Below are 17,529 nucleotides of genomic sequence, written 5' to 3'. Positions count from 1 at the left end.
GTCAGGCGTCGGGGGCTTCGGGGGCGGGGGATGCGCCGCCGCTGTCTGGGCCTGCGTCCCCATCGGCTTCTGCATCCGTCACATTGGCATCGTTCTCCACAATGCGCTGCAAGCCGCTGAGTTTGGAGCCCTCGTCCAGTGCGATCAGCGTCACGCCCTGCGTGGCACGGCCCAGCTCGCGAATCTCGCTCACGCGGGTTCGCACCAGCACGCCCTTGTCGGTGATCAGCATGATCTCGTCGTCAGCATGCACCAGCGTGGCCGCAACGACCTTGCCGTTGCGCTCGCTCTGCTGGATGGCGATCATGCCCTTGGTGCCACGACCATGACGGGTGTACTCGACGATGCTGGTGCGCTTGCCGTAGCCGTTCTCGGTGGCGGTCAGCACGCTCTGCGTCTCGTCTTCGGCGACCAGCATGGCGATCACGCTCTGGCCGTCCTCCAGCATCATGCCGCGCACACCACGCGCTGCTCGGCCCAGCGGACGCACGTCGTTCTCATCAAAGCGTACGGCCTTGCCACCGTCGCTGAACAGCATCACATCGTGTTTGCCATCGGTGAGGGCTGCGCCGATCAGGTAGTCACCGTCATCCAGGTTCACGGCGATGATGCCGCCCTTGCGGGGGTTGCTGAACTCGTCCAGCGCAGTCTTTTTCACGGTGCCCATGCTAGTCGCCATGAACACGAAACGGTCGGCCGGGAAGCTGCGCATGTCGCCGGTGAGCGGCAGCACCACGTTGATCTTCTCACCGTCCTGCAGCGGGAACATGTTGACGATGGGGCGGCCGCGCGAGCCGCGCGAACCGGCGGGCACTTCCCACACCTTGAGCCAGTACAGGCGGCCCCGGTTGGAGAAGCACAGGATGTAGTCGTGCGTGTTGGCGATGAAGAGCTGGTCGATCCAGTCGTCTTCTTTGGTCGCCGTGGCCTGCTTGCCACGCCCGCCACGCTTCTGGGCGCGGTACTCGGACAGTGGCTGGCTCTTGATGTAGCCGGTGTGGCTCAGCGTCACCACCATGTCGGTGGGGGTGATCAGGTCTTCGGTGGAGAGGTCCTGCGCACTGTATTCAACGATTGAGCGGCGTGCGCCCAGCTTGTGCTGGCCGAATTCCTGCTTGATGGAGGTGAGTTCGTCGCCGATGATGACCGACACGCGCTCGGGCTTGGCCAGGATGTCCAGCAGGTCTTCGATGACCGCCATGACTTCCTTGTACTCGGCCACGATCTTGTCCTGCTCCAGGCCCGTGAGGCGCTGCAGGCGCATCTGCAGGATTTCCTGGGCCTGCGTTTCGGACAGACGGTACAGGCCATCCTGGCCCATGCCGAATTCTTTTTCCAGACCTTCAGGGCGGTAGTCGTCAGCGTTGATCACGCCGCCATCGGCGCGCGTGCGCGTCAGCATCTCGCGCACGAGTTTGCTGTCCCACGAGCGGGTCATCAGCTCGGCCTTGGCCACTGGGGGCGTTGGGGCGTTGCGGATGATGGCGATGAAATCGTCAATGTTGGCCAGCGCTACGGCGAGGCCTTCCAGCACATGGCCCCGGTCGCGCGCCTTGCGCAGTTCGAACACCGTGCGGCGCGTCACCACTTCGCGGCGGTGCTGCAGGAAGACGCTGATCAGGTCCTTCAGGTTGCACAGGCGGGGCTGGCCGTCGATCAGCGCCACCATGTTCATGCCGAACGTGTCCTGCAGCTGCGTTTGCTTGTACAGGTTGTTCAGCACCACCTCGGGCACTTCGCCGCGCTTGAGCTCAATCACCAGGCGCATGCCCGACTTGTCGGACTCGTCCTGGATGTGGCTGATGCCTTCGATCTTCTTTTCGTGCACCAGCTCGGCCATGCGCTCCTGCAGCGTCTTCTTGTTGACCTGGTAGGGCAGCTCGTCCACGATGATCGCCTGGCGCTGGCCACGGTCGATGTCCTCGAAGTGGCACTTGGCGCGCATGACCACCTTGCCGCGCCCGGTGCGGTAGCCGTCCTTCACGCCATTGATGCCATAGATGATGCCGGCCGTAGGAAAGTCGGGAGCTGGAATGATCTCCATCAACTCGTCAATGCTCGCCTCCGGATTGCGCAGCATGTGCAAACAGGCATCGACCACTTCGTTGAGGTTGTGGGGCGGGATATTGGTGGCCATACCCACCGCAATACCTGCTGATCCATTCACCAGCAGGTTAGGCAGCTTGCTGGGCAATACCAATGGTTCTTTTTCGCTGCCGTCGTAGTTGGGGCCGAAATCGACAGTTTCCTTGTCAATATCGCCCAGCATTTCGTGCGCGATTTTGGCCAAGCGGATTTCGGTGTATCGCATGGCCGCAGCGTTGTCGCCGTCCACCGATCCGAAATTACCCTGTCCATCCACCAGCATGTGCCGCAGCGAAAAATCCTGCGCCATCCGCACAATGGTGCCATACACCGCCGAGTCGCCATGCGGGTGGTATTTACCAATCACGTCGCCAACGATACGGGCCGATTTTTTGTAGGGTCGGTTCCAGTCGTTGTTGAGCTCATGCATCGCATACAGAACGCGACGGTGCACGGGCTTCAGGCCATCGCGCGCGTCGGGCAGTGCACGGCCCACGATCACGCTCATCGCGTAATCGAGGTAACTGCGCCGCATCTCTTCTTCAAGGCTGATCGGCAGGGTTTCTTTGGCAAACTGGGTCATTGGGACGGCGGGGGCGGCAAAGGAGAGCCATTTTAGGCGTAAGACCGTGTAGCGACGACGCAACATATCGAAGCAATTCAGGTTTTGTCCTACGGGCCCCGAACGGCGTGCACAGCTTTTGCCCTGTTACGTATGGCACAATCGTTTGAACGCTTAGGGTGGTGGTCACCCCAGGCGTCCTGATTCGCAGCGCGGCTGCGGCTTTTTCCCCAAGAGGAGAACCATGAAGAAACTGAACAAAGTGGCGATGTTGTTTGCCTCTGCAGCGCTCGCAACCGCCGCTGGCGCACAAACCGTTGACAACTGGCGCGATGCTTCTGGCCAACTGGTCTGGAAGAACGGTACCAACGAATACTGCTGGCGCGATGCCAACTGGACGCCTGCTACGGCAGCTCCTGGCTGCGACGGCGCAATCGCTGCTCCCGCACCTGCCGCTGCACCAGCTCCTGCTGCTGCTCCAGCACCCGCTGCCGCCCCTGCACCCGCACCCGCACCAGCTCCCGCTGTTGCCACCAAGGTGACCTACGCTGCTGACGCCTTCTTCGACTTCGACAAGTCGGTGCTGAAGCCAGAAGGCAAGGCCAAGCTGGACGACCTGGTCTCCAAGGTCAAGGGCATCAACCTGGAAGTGATCATTGCTGTGGGTCACACTGACTCCGTCGGCTCCGATGCTTACAACCAGAAGCTGTCGGTGCGTCGTTCTGAAGCCGTGAAGGCTTACTTGGTGTCCAAGGGCATCGAAAAGAACCGCGTGTACACCGAAGGCAAGGGCGAAAAGCAGCCCGTGGCTGACAACAAGACTGCCGAAGGCCGTGCGAAGAACCGTCGCGTGGAAATCGAAGTGGTCGGTACCCGCGCCGCTCAGTAATCTTCGGATTGCTGCACAAAAAAGCCCCGCTTGCGGGGCTTTTTTGCGTCTGGGGCTTTTAGCGTGCTCCCTTCATGGACAATCAGCGACATGATCGAAACCGTCAATGCAGATCCGGCCGAACTGGCCAAGTTTTCAGAATTGGCCCATCGGTGGTGGGACCCTGACAGTGAATTTCGTCCATTGCATCAGATCAACCCGCTGCGGCTTGACTGGATTCATGGGCTGAGCGCCTTGACCGGCAAGCGTGTGCTGGATGTGGGCTGCGGCGGGGGCATTCTGGCCGACTCCATGGCGCGCAAGGGTGCGGATGTGCTGGGTATCGATCTGGCAACCAAAGCGCTGCGCGTGGCGCAATTACACGCCCTGGAAGCGGGTACCCAAAACGTGCAATACCGTGAAATCAGCGCCGAGGCGATGGCCGCCGAGCAGCCTGCTGGTTTTGATGTGGTGACTTGCATGGAGATGCTCGAGCATGTGCCCGATCCTGCCTCTGTGGTTCGAGCTTGCGCCACCTTGGTCAAACCCGGTGGCTGGGTGTTCTTCTCCACCATCAATCGCAACGCCAAAGCCTTCATGCTGGCCATCGTGGGGGCGGAATACGTGCTCAATATGCTGCCGCGCGGCACCCACGAATACGCCAAGATGATCCGTCCCAGTGAGCTGGCGGGACATTGCCGCAGTGCAGGCCTGGATGTGCTGCACACCAAGGGACTGGAATACAACCCCCTCACGCGTCGCTATTGGCTCAGTGCCAACACCAGCGTCAATTACCTGTTTGCGACGCGTCGCCCGGGCTGATATGGCTACCGTTTTTCATGGCATTCGCGCAGTTCTGTTTGATCTGGATGGAACTTTGATCGACAGCGCCCCAGACCTCGGCGCGGCCGCAGACAAGATGCGCACCGACCGAGGCCTGCCTTCGCTACCTCCCGCCCGATACCGCCCCATGGCGGGTGCTGGGGCTCGCGGCATGCTGGCAGAGGCCTTTGGCATGGGCCCAGACCACCCTGACTTTGCCGTTATGCGGGAAGAGTTTTTTGTGAACTACGAGTCCCGCATGACCGAGCAGACCACCATTTTTGACGGTGTGCCTGAATTGGTTCGCCAGATTCTTGGTCGCAACATGGCATGGGGCGTGGTCACCAACAAGGCTGCACGCTTTACGGACCCGCTCACGCAGGCCATCCCGCTGTTTGCCACTGCCTCGGCCGTGGTCAGTGGTGACACTACGCCGCACGCCAAGCCGCATCCTGCCCCTTTGCTGGAGGCGGCTGCACGTTTGCGTGTGGCTCCTGAACACTGCATCTATGTGGGCGACGACGAGCGGGACATCGTGGCGGGCCTGGCAGCGGGCATGGGCACAGTGGCCGCCACCTACGGCTATTTGGGCGCAAAGACCGATCCCTCGGAGTGGGGCGCACATGCCGCAATTAAATCTCCTGGCGAGCTCTTGCAATTGCTCGTGAGCGCCTAAAATAGAAAGCCTAGGGGCTGTCCTGGTTTCGACGTGGGTTCGGGATCAGTGTGGTGCATGTCGAGCTTGAGTCACGCTCGTAAATCTCGATTTAACAAACTAACTGCAAACGACGAACGTTTCGCACTCGCTGCTTAATTGCCAGTGAGCCTTGCAACAGTTGGCCGATGGGCTGGGCAAGGGGGTTCTGAGCAATCAGGGCCTCCCGGCTGCAAGGATAATTACATGGGCTGGCTTCCATCCGGGTACCTTGGGTGGAGGCGAGAAAATAGGGTGCTGGCGGCCCATGTAGCGTGCGACTGCGCGACATGGGTAGCGAGATCCAAATCAGACCGCTAAACATGTAGATCTGCCTGACGAAGGCTTGCGGACGCGGGTTCAATTCCCGCCAGCTCCACCAAATACAAACCCCCAACCGGTTACGGTTGGGGGTTTTTCTTTTTTACGGTTTTGAGTGTCCGAGCGCGGCTTTTCGCTGTATCCGCTTGATCCGCTCATGCCGTCTGCTGCCTCCGCTGTGGGAAGCCGTAGTTCAGTCTCTCCGCGTCAATTTGCAGTGGTGCATGTCTCGGCTTCGCACGGGAAACACTAGACAAAGCGGGCCCACATATTGGTCTCCGCAAAATCGACGACCCGCCAGCATCTTTCGCCAGCGCCGCACAAGAAACAAAATGAAATAAACCGAAACTGGGTCGAGACCACGTTCCATGCCACCGCGGGCACCATCAGGGTCATGTTCCATACCGTCTTTGAAAGGACTGCATCATGAAACCCTGGATCAAGAAAACGCTGATGGGCATTTTTGGTGCGTCCATCGCGGTGGGTGGGCTGACGGCCTGCTCCAGCGGGCACCATCAGCGCGGCCCGATGACTGCGGAAAAGATGGCCGAAGTGCGCGGCAAGATGGTGGACCGGGTGAGTAGCAAGCTCGACCTGAACGAGGCGCAAAAGACCAAACTCAATGCGCTGGCCGATCAGCTGGAGGCCCAGCGTGCGGCGTTCATCGGCAAGACGGCAGACCCCCGTGCCGAGGTGCAGGCCATTGTCGCGGGCGACAAGTTTGACCGGGCGCGGGCGCAGTCGCTGCTGGAAGACAAGACGCGCGCGGTGCAGGCCCACAGCCCGGCAGTGGTCAACGCGATGGCTGACTTCTATGACAGTCTGAACCCAGACCAACAGCAAAAACTGCGCGAGCTGATGCAGCGGCGCAAGGGCTGGATGGCCCGCGGCTAAAGGGCAGGGAGCATTGCATGTCACCCACGCTGGAACCTATCCACCGCCTCGCCCAAGGCGTTCGTGTGCACGGGCCTGCGCTGCTGTCGGGGGTGCCGGAGCCTCACGATGAGCTGATGTCTCTGGTCTGGGGGCCGCGCTTTGACCGCGAGCATGCGATGGGCCTGGTAGCCCGCCAGCCCTCGGTGGCAGCCCACGCGCTGCCCGCCTTGCTGGCGGCTGCCGACCATTTTGACGCGCTGCACGCTGGTGCGCAGGGCCGTTTACGCCGGCTCATCGTGCGGCACCGCGCATTGTGTGCGGCAGGCGCTTCTGTCGATGAACCCCGTGGGGAGCGCGCCTGACGGTGTGAGAATTGCTCATGCACCGCATATTGCTGATTGACGACGACGCGCAGTTGGGCGCGCCCCTGGCCACTTACTTCCAGCGTTTTGAGCTGGAGCTAGTTCACGCCCTTCGGCCCAGCGATGGCCTGGCGCAACTGACAGCCGGCGGCTTCGACGCGGCCATCCTCGACGTCATGCTGCCGGAAATGGATGGCTTCGAGCTGTGCCGCACCATCCGCAAGCAGGGCGACCTGCCCATCGTGATGCTGACCGCACGCGGCGAGGTGATGGACCGTGTGGTGGGGTTGGAACTGGGGGCCGACGACTATCTGCCCAAGCCCTTCGAGCCGCGCGAGTTGGTGGCACGCCTGCAGACGGTGTTGCGTCGACGCCGGGCGCCAGGGCCCGGTGTTGCAGCGGGCTCGCTGGAGTTTGAGGGCCTGTCCATCGATGCCGCGCGCCGCAGCGTACAGCGCCACGGCGAGGTGGTGGAGCTGACCGGCACGGAGTTCGACCTGTTGCACCTGCTGGCGCGCGAGCCGGGCAAAGTCTTCAGCCGGGACGACATCCTGAACCAGCTGCGCGGACATGAAGCCGAGCTGTACACCCGCGCGGTGGACATCGTGGTGAGCCGGTTGCGCAAAAAGCTGGAGCCGCTGGACTGCATCAAGACGCTGCGCAATGTGGGCTATTCCCTGGCCCTGCGCCGCGCTGCCCCATGAAGAAGATTTGTTCTCCCGTCCACGACCCGAACTGCCCCTGGCACCGCCGGGCGCGCCACGCGGTGGGGCATTCGCTGCGCATTCGGCTGGTGCTGGTGTTCATGGCTTTGGCTGTGGCCGTCGCCGTCACGTTCATGGGCGGTGTACAAAAAGCCGTGTCGGTGGGTTGGCGCGAAGCCGCACGGCCGCTGTTGATGGACTATGTGGACCGCTTGGCGGCCGAGATTGGCAGCCCACCAAGCATCGAGCGCGCGCAGGCAATCGCCAACCGCCTGCCGCTGACCTTGCGCATCGACGGCCCGCAGATCCATTGGGCCTCGCATCCCGATCAGCAGAACCCTGACTGGATGAGCGACAAGGTCCGCCAGGAAAGCCGCTGGACCGGTGACGAGAACGGGCACAGTCTGCTGCGCCGCACGACGGCCGATGGGCACCATATCGAGTTCGGGCTGAACGCGCTGTCCTGGGACAAGCGCCCGCGCATTGCGTGGGGCACGCTCACCGTGCTGCTGCTGCTCACGGCGCTGGCCTATGTGTATGTGCGGCATCTGCTGCGGCCGCTGGACGACATTCGCCAGGGGGCGCAGCGCTTTGGCAACGGCAACTTTGCCCAGCCCATCCCGGTGCGGCATGCCCACCGGCCGGACGAGCTGGGCCAGCTGGCCGAGACCATCAACACCATGGGGGATGACATCCACCAGATGCTGGAGGCCAAGCGCGCGCTGCTGCTGGCGATGAGCCATGAGTTGCGCAGCCCCCTCACGCGGGCCCGCCTGAACACCGAGCTGCTGCCCGAAACGGCCGACGTGCAACCCCAACGCCTGGCGCTGATGCGTGACCTGGGCGAGATGGCAGGCCTCATCACGGACCTGCTGGAAAGCGAGCGCCTCGCGGGCCGCCATGCGGCGCTGCACCGCGAGCCCACCGATGTGGCCGAGCTGGCGCGCGAAGTGGTGGCTGATCTGTGCTCCCGCCATGCGGGCGCCTCCGACATTGCCTTGCACGCAGCGCCGGACTTGCCCGCAGTACGGCTCGACCGATCCCGCCTTCGGCTGCTGCTGCGCAACCTGCTGGACAACAGCCTGCGCCACAGCGAGTCGGGCGCCTTCCCGCCCGAGCTGCATCTGCGGCTGGTGGATGAGGGCAGGGTGCTGGAGCTGGAGGTGCGTGACCATGGGCGCGGTGTGCCCCCCGAGCACCTGCCCCACCTGGCTCAGGCGTTCTACCGGCCGGACACCGCACGCCAGCGCGCCACCGGTGGCGTGGGGCTGGGCTTGTACCTGTGCCGCCTGGTGGCACAGGCGCACGACGGACAGCTGAACATGCGCAACGCAGAGCCTGGCTTGTCGGTCACCGTGCGTTTGCCGGTAGTGGAATAGACCGCCCGCCGGTGGCATAGACAGGCTGGCCTCCGCGACGGCAGGTGGCGTCGCACCGATGCGGCCAGAGCAGCGCACAGGCCTGGTGCGCGGGAGAACTGGCGGCACCAGGGGCCATGGCAGGCCTTACGAGGCAGATTCATAGTCTTTTTGCTCTGTGGCGCTAGTATTTGTTGCGCCGATAGCTATCAAATCAGGAGTGGTTTCTGATGCCTGGGGCCACCCGAGAAGTCGCCATCCTCCCTGGCCTCGTTCTTGCTCAAGATCATCACCCCCCTCGCATGAGTCGGATTTTTCAGTGTTTACCCTGTATATACAGGTATGCTGATGCTGTCATCATGGCCGCCGGTACGCAGGTGCGTTCCGGTGGGCAGGGCCAAGGTACTTTCTTCAAACAGGAGCAGATGATGACTCGATCGGTTGTGAAATGGACGTCGCTGGCAGCGGCAGCAGCATGCATGATGGCTCTGGCCGCACCGGCCCAGGCGCAGGACACCAAGATTGTGCTGGGCATGTCCGGCTGGACAGGTTTTGCACCGCTCACGCTGGCCGACAAGGCCGGCATCTTCAAGAAGAACGGCCTGGATGTGGAGATCAAGATGATCCCGCAGAAGGACCGCCACCTGGCCCTGGCCTCCAAGTCCATCCAGTGCGCCGCTACCACGGTCGAGACGCACGTCGCCTGGAACGCCAACGGCGTGCCCATCGTGCAAATCTTCCAGATGGACAAGTCCTATGGCGCCGACGGTATCGCAGTGCGCGGCGACATCAAGAGCTTTGCGGACCTCAAGGGCAAAACCATCGGCGTGGATGCGCCCGGCACCGCTCCGTACTTCGGCCTGGCCTGGATGCTGAGCAAGAACGGCATGAGCCTCAAGGATGTGAAGACCACCACGCTGTCGCCCCAGGCCGCAGCACAGGCCTTCGTGGCGGGGCAGAACGACGCTGCCATGACGTACGAGCCCTACCTGTCCACCGTGCGTGAGAACCCCAGCGCCGGCAAGATTCTGGCCACCACGCTCGACTACCCCATGGTGATGGACACCGTGGGCTGTGACCCCACGTGGCTCAAGGCCAACGGCAAGGCGGCTCAGGCACTCGCCAATTCGTATTTCCAGGCGTTGGACATGATCAAGGCCGACCCGACCAAGTCCAACGAGATCATGGGCGCCGCCGTCAAGCAGACGGGTGAGCAGTTTGCCAAGTCGTCGTCCTTCCTGCGCTGGCAGGACAAGGCCGCCAACCAGAAGTTCTTTGCGGGCGAGCTCACCAGTTTCATGAAAGACGCCACGGCCATCCTGCTGGAGGCCGGCATCATCCGCAAGGCGCCTGAAGACCTGAACGTCACCTTTGACGCCAGCTTCATCAAGTAAATAGACGGAAGAAGAGCGCTCCATGTCCGCCGTGCAACCCCTGTCCGTTTCTGAGCCAAAGGCCACCGTGCGCCGGCGCTCCCTGGCCCCGCTGGAGCCTGTGAGCAGCCGATCCCGCTGGATGCTGGGGCTGGCCTTTTTCGCCCTGTTCGTGGCGGTGTGGGCGTTCTTTACCCTGGGCGGCTTCGTGTCGCCCACCTTCCTGGCCAGCCCCGTCACCATGGTGAAAGAAGGCTGGCTGCTGTTCACCGAATACGGCTTCATCAAAGACATCGGCATGACCATCTGGCGCGTGGTCGGTGGCTTCATCCTGGCAGCGGTCATTGCCGTTCCGCTGGGCATTGCGATGGGCGCGTACAAGGGCATCGAGGCGTTCTTCGAGCCCTTCATCTCGTTCTGCCGCTACTTGCCTGCTTCGGCCTTCATTCCGCTGCTGATCCTGTGGGCGGGCATTGGCGAGGCGCAGAAGATCCTGGTCATCTTCATCGGCTCGGTCTTCCAGATCACGCTGATGGTGGCCGTCACCGTGGGCGGTGCGCGGCGCGACCTGGTGGAGGCCGCTTACACGCTGGGCGCAGGCCACAAGGGCATCGTCACGCGGGTGCTGATCCCCGGTGCGGCGCCCGAGATCGCCGAGACCCTGCGCCTGGTGCTGGGCTGGGCCTGGACCTATGTGATCGTGGCCGAGCTGATCGGCTCGTCCAGCGGCATCGGCCACATGATCACCGACAGCCAGTCGCTGCTCAACACCGGCCAGATCATCTTCGGCATCATCATCATCGGCCTCATCGGGCTGGTGTCCGACTTCGCCTTCAAGGCGCTCAACCACCGTCTGTTTGCCTGGAGTTTTGTGCGATGAGCAGCCCCTTGAACCGAGTCTCCATCCAAGCCGTCTCGCGCACCTTTGAAGGGCACAAGGGCCAGCGCACGCAGGCCCTGCTGCCCGTCGATTTTGAAGTGCGTGACAACGACTTTGTCACCATCCTCGGCCCCTCGGGCTGCGGCAAGTCCACGCTGCTGCGCATCGTCGCGGGTCTGGACCATGCCACCAGCGGCCGGGTGCTGCTGGACGGCGTGCCGGTCGAAGGCCCGGGCGCGGACCGGGGCATGGTGTTCCAGAGTTACACGCTGTTCCCCTGGCTCACCATCGAGCAGAACATCCGCTTCGGCCTGCGCGAGCGGGGCATGCCCGAAGCGCAGCAAAAAGAGCGCGCCGCGTACTTCATCGCCAAGGTGGGCCTGCGCGGCTTTGAGCAGCATTTCCCAAAGCAACTGTCGGGCGGCATGCAGCAGCGCACCGCCATTGCCCGCGCGCTGGCCAACGACCCCAAGATCCTGCTGATGGACGAGCCCTTCGGCGCGCTCGACAACCAGACCCGCGTGCTCATGCAGGAGCTGCTGCTGGGCATCTGGGAGGCCGAGCGCAAGACGGTGCTCTTCGTCACCCACGACATCGACGAAGCCATCTTCATGGCCAACCGCGTGGCGGTATTCAGCGCCCGGCCCGGCCGCATCAAGACCGAGCTGGCCGTCGACCTGCCGCACCCACGCCATTACACGATCAAGACCAGCCCCGAGTTCATGGACCTCAAGGCGCGCCTCACCGAAGAGATCCGCGCCGAATCCATGGCGGCGGACCTGCACTGATCTGAAGCCGCATCCACCCCGCACCCATTCCGCATCCACCCATGAGCGCCCGTCCATCCCGCCGCACCACCGCCGCTGCACCGCGCAGCGCCACGCCTGCCAAGGCCGTGGCCTCGGCGGCTGCGCCCGCGCAGGCCATGGCGCTGTACGAGCAGGTCAAAGACCACATCTCGCGCAAGATTCAGGAAGGCATCTGGCGCGCGGGCGACCGGCTGCCGTCTGAGAACGAACTGGTCACCCAGTTCGGCATCTCGCGCATGACGGTGAACCGCGCACTGCGCGAGCTGGTGGAGCAGGGGCGCATCGTGCGCGTGGCCGGTGTGGGCAGCTTTGTGGCCGAAGACAAGCCCCAATCCACGCTGCTGCAAATTGCCAACCTGGCGAGCGAGATCCGCCAGCGCGGGCACGACTACCGCTGCGACGTGCTCACGGTGGAACGCACCTCTGCCACGCTGGAGGTTGCCGCCGCGCTGGACCTGCGCACGGGCGAGTCGGTGTTCCACTCGCTGTGCATCCACCGCGAAGACGGCCTGCCCGTGCAACTGGAAGACCGCCACGTCAACCCACGCCAGGTGCCCCAGTTCGCCGCGCAAGACTTCACGCAACTGCAACCTTCCGAATACCTGGTGCGCAACGTGCCCTTCGACCAGATCGAGCATGTGGTCGATGCCGTCATGCCCACCGCCGAGCAGGCCGCGCTGCTGGAGATGTCTCCGCAGGAGCCTTGCCTGCTGCTCACCCGCCGCACCTGGTCGCGCGGCGTGCCGATCACCGTGGTGCGCTGCCTGCACCCCGCCACCCGCTACCGCCTGGGCAGCCGCTTCCGCGCCGACGGCAACCCCGTCGCTGGTTGAAATTTTTCGCCCAAAGCACAGAATTTTTTCGCTTGTACCTACTTGTATATACAGGATCAACGCCATGACACAGAACGCATCACTCATCACCCTGCACCCCGGCCGCGTCACGCTGGCCGAGCTGCGCCGCATCCATGCGGGCCCCGTGCAACTGGTGCTGGACGCCTCGGCCCGCGCAGGCCTGCAGAAATCCCTGGCCACGGTGCAGCGCATCGTGGATGAAGACCAGGTGGTCTATGGCATCAACACCGGCTTTGGCAAGCTGGCCAGCACCAAGATTGCGCACGACCGCCTGGCCGAGCTGCAGCGCAACCTGGTGCTGTCGCACAGCGTGGGCACGGGCGATGCGCTGCCCGACGATGTGGTGCGCCTCATCCTCGCGACCAAGGCGGTGAGCCTGGCGCGCGGCCACTCGGGCGTGCGACCCGAGCTGGTGGATGCGCTGCTGGCCCTGGCCAACGCCAACGTGCTGCCCGTGATCCCGGCCAAGGGCTCGGTGGGTGCGTCCGGCGACCTGGCGCCGCTGGCGCACATGGCCTGCGTGCTCATCGGCGAAGGGCAGGCCAAGGTAGATGGCAAGGTGGTGCCGGGTGCCGAGGCCATGCGTTCCATCGGCTTGCAACCGTTTGTGCTGGGCCCCAAGGAAGGGCTGGCGCTGCTGAACGGTACGCAGGTGTCCACAGCGCTGGCGCTGGCCGGTTTGTTTGGCGCCGAGAGCGTGTTTGCTGCTGCGCTGGTCGCAGGCTGCCTGTCACTCGAAGCCATCAAGGGCTCGGTCAAGCCGTTTGACGCACGCATTCACGAAGCACGTGGCCAGGCCGGGCAGATCGCTGTGGCTGCCGCCGTGCGCGCGCTGCTGGACGGCAGCGCCATCGACCCCTCGCACCCGAACTGCGGCCGTGTGCAAGACCCGTATTCCATCCGCTGTGTGCCCCAGGTGATGGGTGCGTGCCTGGACAACCTGCACCACGCAGCGCGCGTGTTGACCATCGAGGCGAACGCCGCGTCGGACAACCCGCTCGTTTTCGACAACGGCGATGTCATCTCGGGCGGCAACTTCCACGCCGAGCCCGTGGCCTTTGTGGCCGACATCATCGCGCTGGCCGTGGCCGAGATCGGCGCCATCTCGGAGCGCCGCCTGTCGTTGTTGCTGGACCCGGGCCTCTCAGGTCTGCCCGCGTTCCTGATCCGCGACAGCGGCGTGAACTCCGGCTTCATGATCGCCCAGGTCACCGCCGCCGCGCTGGCCGCCGAGAACCAATGCCTGGCCAACCCCAGCAGCGTGACCAGCCTGCCCACTTCTGCCAACCAGGAGGACCACGTCTCCATGGCCACCTACGGCGCGCGCCGCCTGGGTGACATGGTGCGCAATGCGGCCGTGATGGTCGGCATCGAGGCCATGGCCGCTGCGCAGGGCATGGAGTTCGACCGCTCGCTCAAGAGTTCACCCCTCATCGAAGCGCAATTCGCCGCCATCCGCGAGCGCGTGGCCTACCTGGAGCAGGACCGTTACCTCGCTCCCGACATCGAAGCCATGCGCGCCTGGGCCCAGCAGTCCACATGGCCCGCAGCGCTCACGCAATGCCTGCCCAGCTTCGCCTGATTTTTTCTACGCACACCCACTGATTCACAGGAGCCCACCATGAACGCCAACGACGCCATCATCGCTGCCGCCACTTCGTCCGCCAGCACCGACCCCCGCCACGACGCCAGTCGCGTGATCCGTGCGCCGCGCGGCAGCCAGCTCACCTGCAAGAGTTGGCTGACTGAGGCCGCCTACCGCATGATCCAGAACAACCTCGACCCCGAGGTGGCAGAGCGTCCTCAGGACCTGGTGGTGTACGGCGGCATTGGCCGTGCTGCGCGCAACTGGGAGTGTTTTGATCAGATCCTCGCCTCGCTCAAGGACTTGAACGACGACGAAACCCTGCTCATCCAGTCCGGCAAACCCGTGGGCGTGTTCAAGACCCACGCCAACGCGCCTCGCGTGCTGCTGGCCAACTCCAACCTGGTGCCCAAGTGGGCCAACTGGGAGCACTTCAGCGAGCTGGACCAGAAGGGCCTGTTCATGTACGGCCAGATGACCGCAGGCAGCTGGATCTACATCGGCACGCAGGGCATCGTCCAGGGCACCTACGAAACCTTTGCCGAGGCGGGCCGCAAGCACTTTGGCGGCTCACTGGAAGGGCGCTGGATCTTGACCGCAGGCCTGGGCGGCATGGGCGGCGCGCAGCCGCTGGCCGCTACCTTTGCGGGCGCGGTGTCGCTCAACATTGAGTGCCAGCAAAGCAGTATCGACTTCCGTCTGCGCACGCGCTATGTGGACAAGCAGGCGCGTGATATCGACCACGCGTTGGAGCTGATCCAGCAGCACACGGCAGCCAAAGAAGCCGTGTCGATTGCGCTGCTGGGCAACGCCGCAGAAATCCTGCCCGAGCTGGTGCGCCGCGCCAAGGCCGGCGGCTTGAAGCCCGACTTGGTCACCGACCAGACCTCGGCCCACGACCTCGTCAACGGCTACCTGCCCGCGGGCTGGACGGTGGCCCAGTGGCGCGCCGCGCAGCAGGATGTGACCCAGCATGAAGTGCTGAAAAAAGCCGCCGCCAAGTCGTGCGCCGTGCATGTGCAAGCCATGCTCGACTTCCAGCACATGGGCATCCCGGTGGTGGACTACGGCAATAACATCCGCCAGGTGGCGTTTGACGAAGGCGTGAAAGACGCATTCGACTTCCCCGGCTTTGTGCCCGCCTACATCCGCCCGCTGTTCTGCGAAGGCAAGGGCCCGTTCCGCTGGGTGGCCCTGTCGGGCGACCCAGAAGACATCCGCAAGACCGACGCCAAGATCAAGGAGCTGTTCCCCGAGAACAAACACGTGCACCGCTGGCTCGACATGGCTGGCGAACGCATCGCCTTCCAGGGCCTGCCCGCACGCATCTGCTGGCTGGGCCTGGGCGAGCGCCACATCGCGGGCCTGGCCTTCAACGAGATGGTGAAGAACGGCGAACTGAAGGCGCCCATCGTCATCGGCCGCGACCACCTGGACACCGGCAGCGTGGCCAGCCCCAACCGCGAGACCGAAGCCATGAAGGACGGCACCGATGCCGTGAGCGACTGGCCGCTGCTCAACGCGCTGCTCAACACCGCAGGCGGCGCCACCTGGGTCAGCCTGCACCACGGCGGCGGCGTGGGCATGGGCTACTCGCAGCACTCGGGCATGGTCATCGTGGCCGACGGCACCGATGCGGCAGCTGCACGGCTGGCCAATGTGCTGGTCAATGACTGCGGCAGCGGTGTAATGCGCCATGCCGATGCAGGCTACGAATTGGCCGTGGAAACGGCCAAGAAGCAGGGCCTGAAGCTGCCGATGATCAAGTAAGCCCGCCAAATACTCGCGGGGTCTATCTATCTGTCTCTACGTTTGATCTGGAGGTGAGGTGCCATGCCCGATGTTTCGTCTGGGGTTTCGCAGCAACAGTGGCAGGCGCGCCTGCGCGAGCGGTTGAGTGACCAACAGGTTGCCGACTTCGCCCGCGACGGCGCCATCTGCATCAAGCAGCTGCTCACGCCCGATGAAGTCGCGCTGCTGCGCGAAGGCATCGATGCCAACCTGGCCGCGCCCAGCCCGCGCGCCAAAGTGGCCAGCAGGCCGGATGACCCGGGCCGCTTCTTCGAGGACTTCTGCAACTGGCAGGACATTCCGCAGTTTGGCCGCTTTGTGCGCGACACGCCGCTGGCCCTGGCTGCGCAGCGCCTGATGCAGTCGCGCACCGTGCGGCTGTACCACGACCATGTGCTGGTCAAAGAGCCGGGCACGCGCCAGAAGACGCCTTGGCACCAGGACCAGCCCTACTACAACATCGAAGGCATGCAGAACGTGAGCATGTGGATACCGGTAGACCCGGTGTCCCGCGCTGCGACGCTGGAGTTTGTGGCGGGCTCGCACAAGGGCCCGTGGCTCATGCCGCGCACCTTCATGGACAACCAGGCCAAGTGGTTCCCTGAGGGCAGCCTGCAGGACCTGCCCAACGTGGAGGCCGACCGCGATGCCTTCCCCATCGTGGGCTGGGAGATCGAGCCCGGCGACGTGGTGTGTTTCCACATGCTCACGCTGCATGCGGCGGGCGGTGTGGAAGGGCCTAATCGCCGTCGGGTGTTCTCGGTGCGCTTTCTGGGCGACGACACGCGCCATGCGCCCCGGCCCTGGAAGACCTCGCCCGAGTTCCCGGGCTTGGCCGATGAGCTGCCCGCTGGGGCTGCGATGGACCACCCGCTGTTCCCTCTGCTGGTGGATGGCAACGATGCGCCGCAGGGTGAACGCGCATGAAGCAGTTTCTGGACTTGGCCTTCACGCCCCCAGTGCCCTGGAAAAACGGCGGCGGCAGCACGCGCGAGCTGGCGTGCTGGCCGCCCGGCGCCGGCATGGACAGCTTTGCATGGCGCGTGAGTGTGGCCACCATCGCCCGCCCCGGGCCGTTCTCAGCCTTTGCGGGCGTGGACCGGCAGATCATGCTGCTGGAGGGCGATGGCGTACAGCTGCAAGCCGCAGCGGGGCAATGGCAGCACGCGCTGACGCAGCGGTGGGAGCCGTTTGCGTTCTCCGGCGAAGAGCCGGTGGACTGCCGCATGCTCGGCGGTGTTTCTACCGACTTCAACCTGATGCTGCGCCGGGGAGAGTGGAGCGGGAGCCTGCAGGTGCTGCGCGATGTGCCGCCCGCAGAGGGGGCTGCCGCAGGCCTGTGTATGGTGCTCCACGGCACGTGGCGATATGAGGACAGCGATGGCCGCCCAGCGCGGATGTTGGCAGCGGGGCAGGGCCTGTGGTGGGTGAGCGAAGGGGGCGAAGCAGCGCCGTCAATCACCCCCGTACGCGGCGCCGAAGGCGCCATGTCTGCCGACGATGCACCGGTGCTGGCCTGGGTGGCCTTGCACAGGGGCTCCGCACCATAATTTGAATCAAATGGGCTGCAAGCGCTAGTGGAATA

The 17,529-nt window shown here is 64.1% G+C and carries 16 protein-coding genes and 1 other RNA gene; 16 read left to right on the top strand and 1 reads right to left on the bottom strand.

Annotated elements, in window-relative coordinates; genetic code table 11:
* Position 1: 1 nt before the first annotated feature.
* Positions 2 to 2,668 carry a DNA gyrase subunit A gene (gyrA, locus tag C380_RS13575; RefSeq protein WP_015014429.1) on the bottom strand — a complete coding sequence of 889 codons (2,667 nt, stop codon included), beginning with the start codon at positions 2,666 to 2,668 and terminating at the stop codon, positions 2 to 4.
* 223 nt (positions 2,669 to 2,891) lie between these two features.
* Here gyrA and ompA point away from each other — a divergent pair, with 223 nt between their 5' ends.
* From ompA to C380_RS13500, 16 genes are all read left to right on the top strand, one after another.
* Positions 2,892 to 3,536 carry an outer membrane protein OmpA gene (gene ompA / locus C380_RS13570; RefSeq protein ID WP_015014428.1) on the top strand — a complete coding sequence of 215 codons (645 nt, stop codon included), beginning with the start codon at positions 2,892 to 2,894 and terminating at the stop codon, positions 3,534 to 3,536.
* Positions 3,537 to 3,626: 90 nt separating this feature from the next.
* Positions 3,627 to 4,337, top strand: coding sequence for a bifunctional 2-polyprenyl-6-hydroxyphenol methylase/3-demethylubiquinol 3-O-methyltransferase UbiG (gene ubiG / locus C380_RS13565; protein WP_015014427.1), 711 nt, complete (start codon positions 3,627 to 3,629; stop codon positions 4,335 to 4,337).
* A 1-nt stretch (position 4,338) separates the two neighbouring features.
* Positions 4,339 to 5,013 carry an HAD family hydrolase gene (locus tag C380_RS13560; RefSeq protein ID WP_015014426.1) on the top strand — a complete coding sequence of 225 codons (675 nt, stop codon included), beginning with the start codon at positions 4,339 to 4,341 and terminating at the stop codon, positions 5,011 to 5,013.
* A gap of 13 nt (positions 5,014 to 5,026) precedes the next feature.
* Positions 5,027 to 5,413, top strand: a transfer-messenger RNA (tmRNA) gene (gene ssrA, locus C380_RS24495).
* A 365-nt stretch (positions 5,414 to 5,778) separates the two neighbouring features.
* A complete protein-coding gene (locus C380_RS13555) occupies positions 5,779 to 6,246 on the top strand; it encodes a Spy/CpxP family protein refolding chaperone (RefSeq protein ID WP_015014425.1) in 468 nt (155 codons plus the stop codon).
* 17 nt (positions 6,247 to 6,263) lie between these two features.
* The gene (locus C380_RS13550) at positions 6,264 to 6,590 is read left to right on the top strand and encodes a hypothetical protein (RefSeq protein WP_015014424.1); all 327 of its coding nucleotides are present in this window, start codon (positions 6,264 to 6,266) and stop codon (positions 6,588 to 6,590) included.
* Between the two features lie 17 nt (positions 6,591 to 6,607).
* The gene (locus C380_RS13545; protein ID WP_015014423.1) at positions 6,608 to 7,294 is read left to right on the top strand and encodes a response regulator transcription factor; all 687 of its coding nucleotides are present in this window, start codon (positions 6,608 to 6,610) and stop codon (positions 7,292 to 7,294) included.
* Complete coding sequence (locus C380_RS13540) at positions 7,291 to 8,673, top strand: cell wall metabolism sensor histidine kinase WalK (RefSeq protein ID WP_015014422.1); 1,383 nt, start codon at positions 7,291 to 7,293, stop codon at positions 8,671 to 8,673. The genes C380_RS13545 and C380_RS13540 overlap by 4 nt, the downstream gene beginning before the upstream one ends.
* A 407-nt stretch (positions 8,674 to 9,080) precedes the next feature.
* On the top strand, positions 9,081 to 10,046 hold the full coding sequence (locus C380_RS13535) for an ABC transporter substrate-binding protein (protein WP_015014421.1): 966 nt from the start codon (positions 9,081 to 9,083) through the stop codon (positions 10,044 to 10,046).
* A gap of 22 nt (positions 10,047 to 10,068) precedes the next feature.
* Positions 10,069 to 10,905: an ABC transporter permease gene (locus C380_RS13530; protein WP_015014420.1), complete on the top strand. Its 837-nt coding sequence runs from the start codon at positions 10,069 to 10,071 to the stop codon at positions 10,903 to 10,905.
* A complete protein-coding gene (locus C380_RS13525; RefSeq protein ID WP_369750446.1) occupies positions 10,902 to 11,693 on the top strand; it encodes an ABC transporter ATP-binding protein in 792 nt (263 codons plus the stop codon). Before C380_RS13530 ends, C380_RS13525 begins: the two co-directional genes overlap by 4 nt.
* Before the next feature lie 41 nt (positions 11,694 to 11,734).
* Positions 11,735 to 12,547, top strand: coding sequence for a histidine utilization repressor (gene hutC / locus C380_RS13520; RefSeq protein ID WP_015014418.1), 813 nt, complete (start codon positions 11,735 to 11,737; stop codon positions 12,545 to 12,547).
* A 64-nt stretch (positions 12,548 to 12,611) separates the two neighbouring features.
* Positions 12,612 to 14,150 carry a histidine ammonia-lyase gene (hutH, locus tag C380_RS13515; RefSeq protein WP_015014417.1) on the top strand — a complete coding sequence of 513 codons (1,539 nt, stop codon included), beginning with the start codon at positions 12,612 to 12,614 and terminating at the stop codon, positions 14,148 to 14,150.
* A 39-nt stretch (positions 14,151 to 14,189) separates the two neighbouring features.
* Positions 14,190 to 15,923, top strand: coding sequence for a urocanate hydratase (hutU, locus tag C380_RS13510; RefSeq protein WP_015014416.1), 1,734 nt, complete (start codon positions 14,190 to 14,192; stop codon positions 15,921 to 15,923).
* Between the two features lie 63 nt (positions 15,924 to 15,986).
* Positions 15,987 to 16,871: a phytanoyl-CoA dioxygenase family protein gene (locus tag C380_RS13505; protein WP_015014415.1), complete on the top strand. Its 885-nt coding sequence runs from the start codon at positions 15,987 to 15,989 to the stop codon at positions 16,869 to 16,871.
* The gene (locus C380_RS13500; RefSeq protein WP_015014414.1) at positions 16,868 to 17,494 is read left to right on the top strand and encodes a HutD family protein; all 627 of its coding nucleotides are present in this window, start codon (positions 16,868 to 16,870) and stop codon (positions 17,492 to 17,494) included. The genes C380_RS13505 and C380_RS13500 overlap by 4 nt, the downstream gene beginning before the upstream one ends.
* The last annotated feature ends 35 nt before the right edge of the window (positions 17,495 to 17,529 follow it).

The organism is Acidovorax sp. KKS102 (genome assembly GCF_000302535.1).
In the GTDB taxonomy this organism is placed as follows: Bacteria; Pseudomonadota; Gammaproteobacteria; order Burkholderiales; family Burkholderiaceae_C; genus Acidovorax.
The sequence above is the reverse complement of the archived record's forward strand: the minus strand, read 5'-3'. Positions and strand labels throughout refer to the sequence as shown.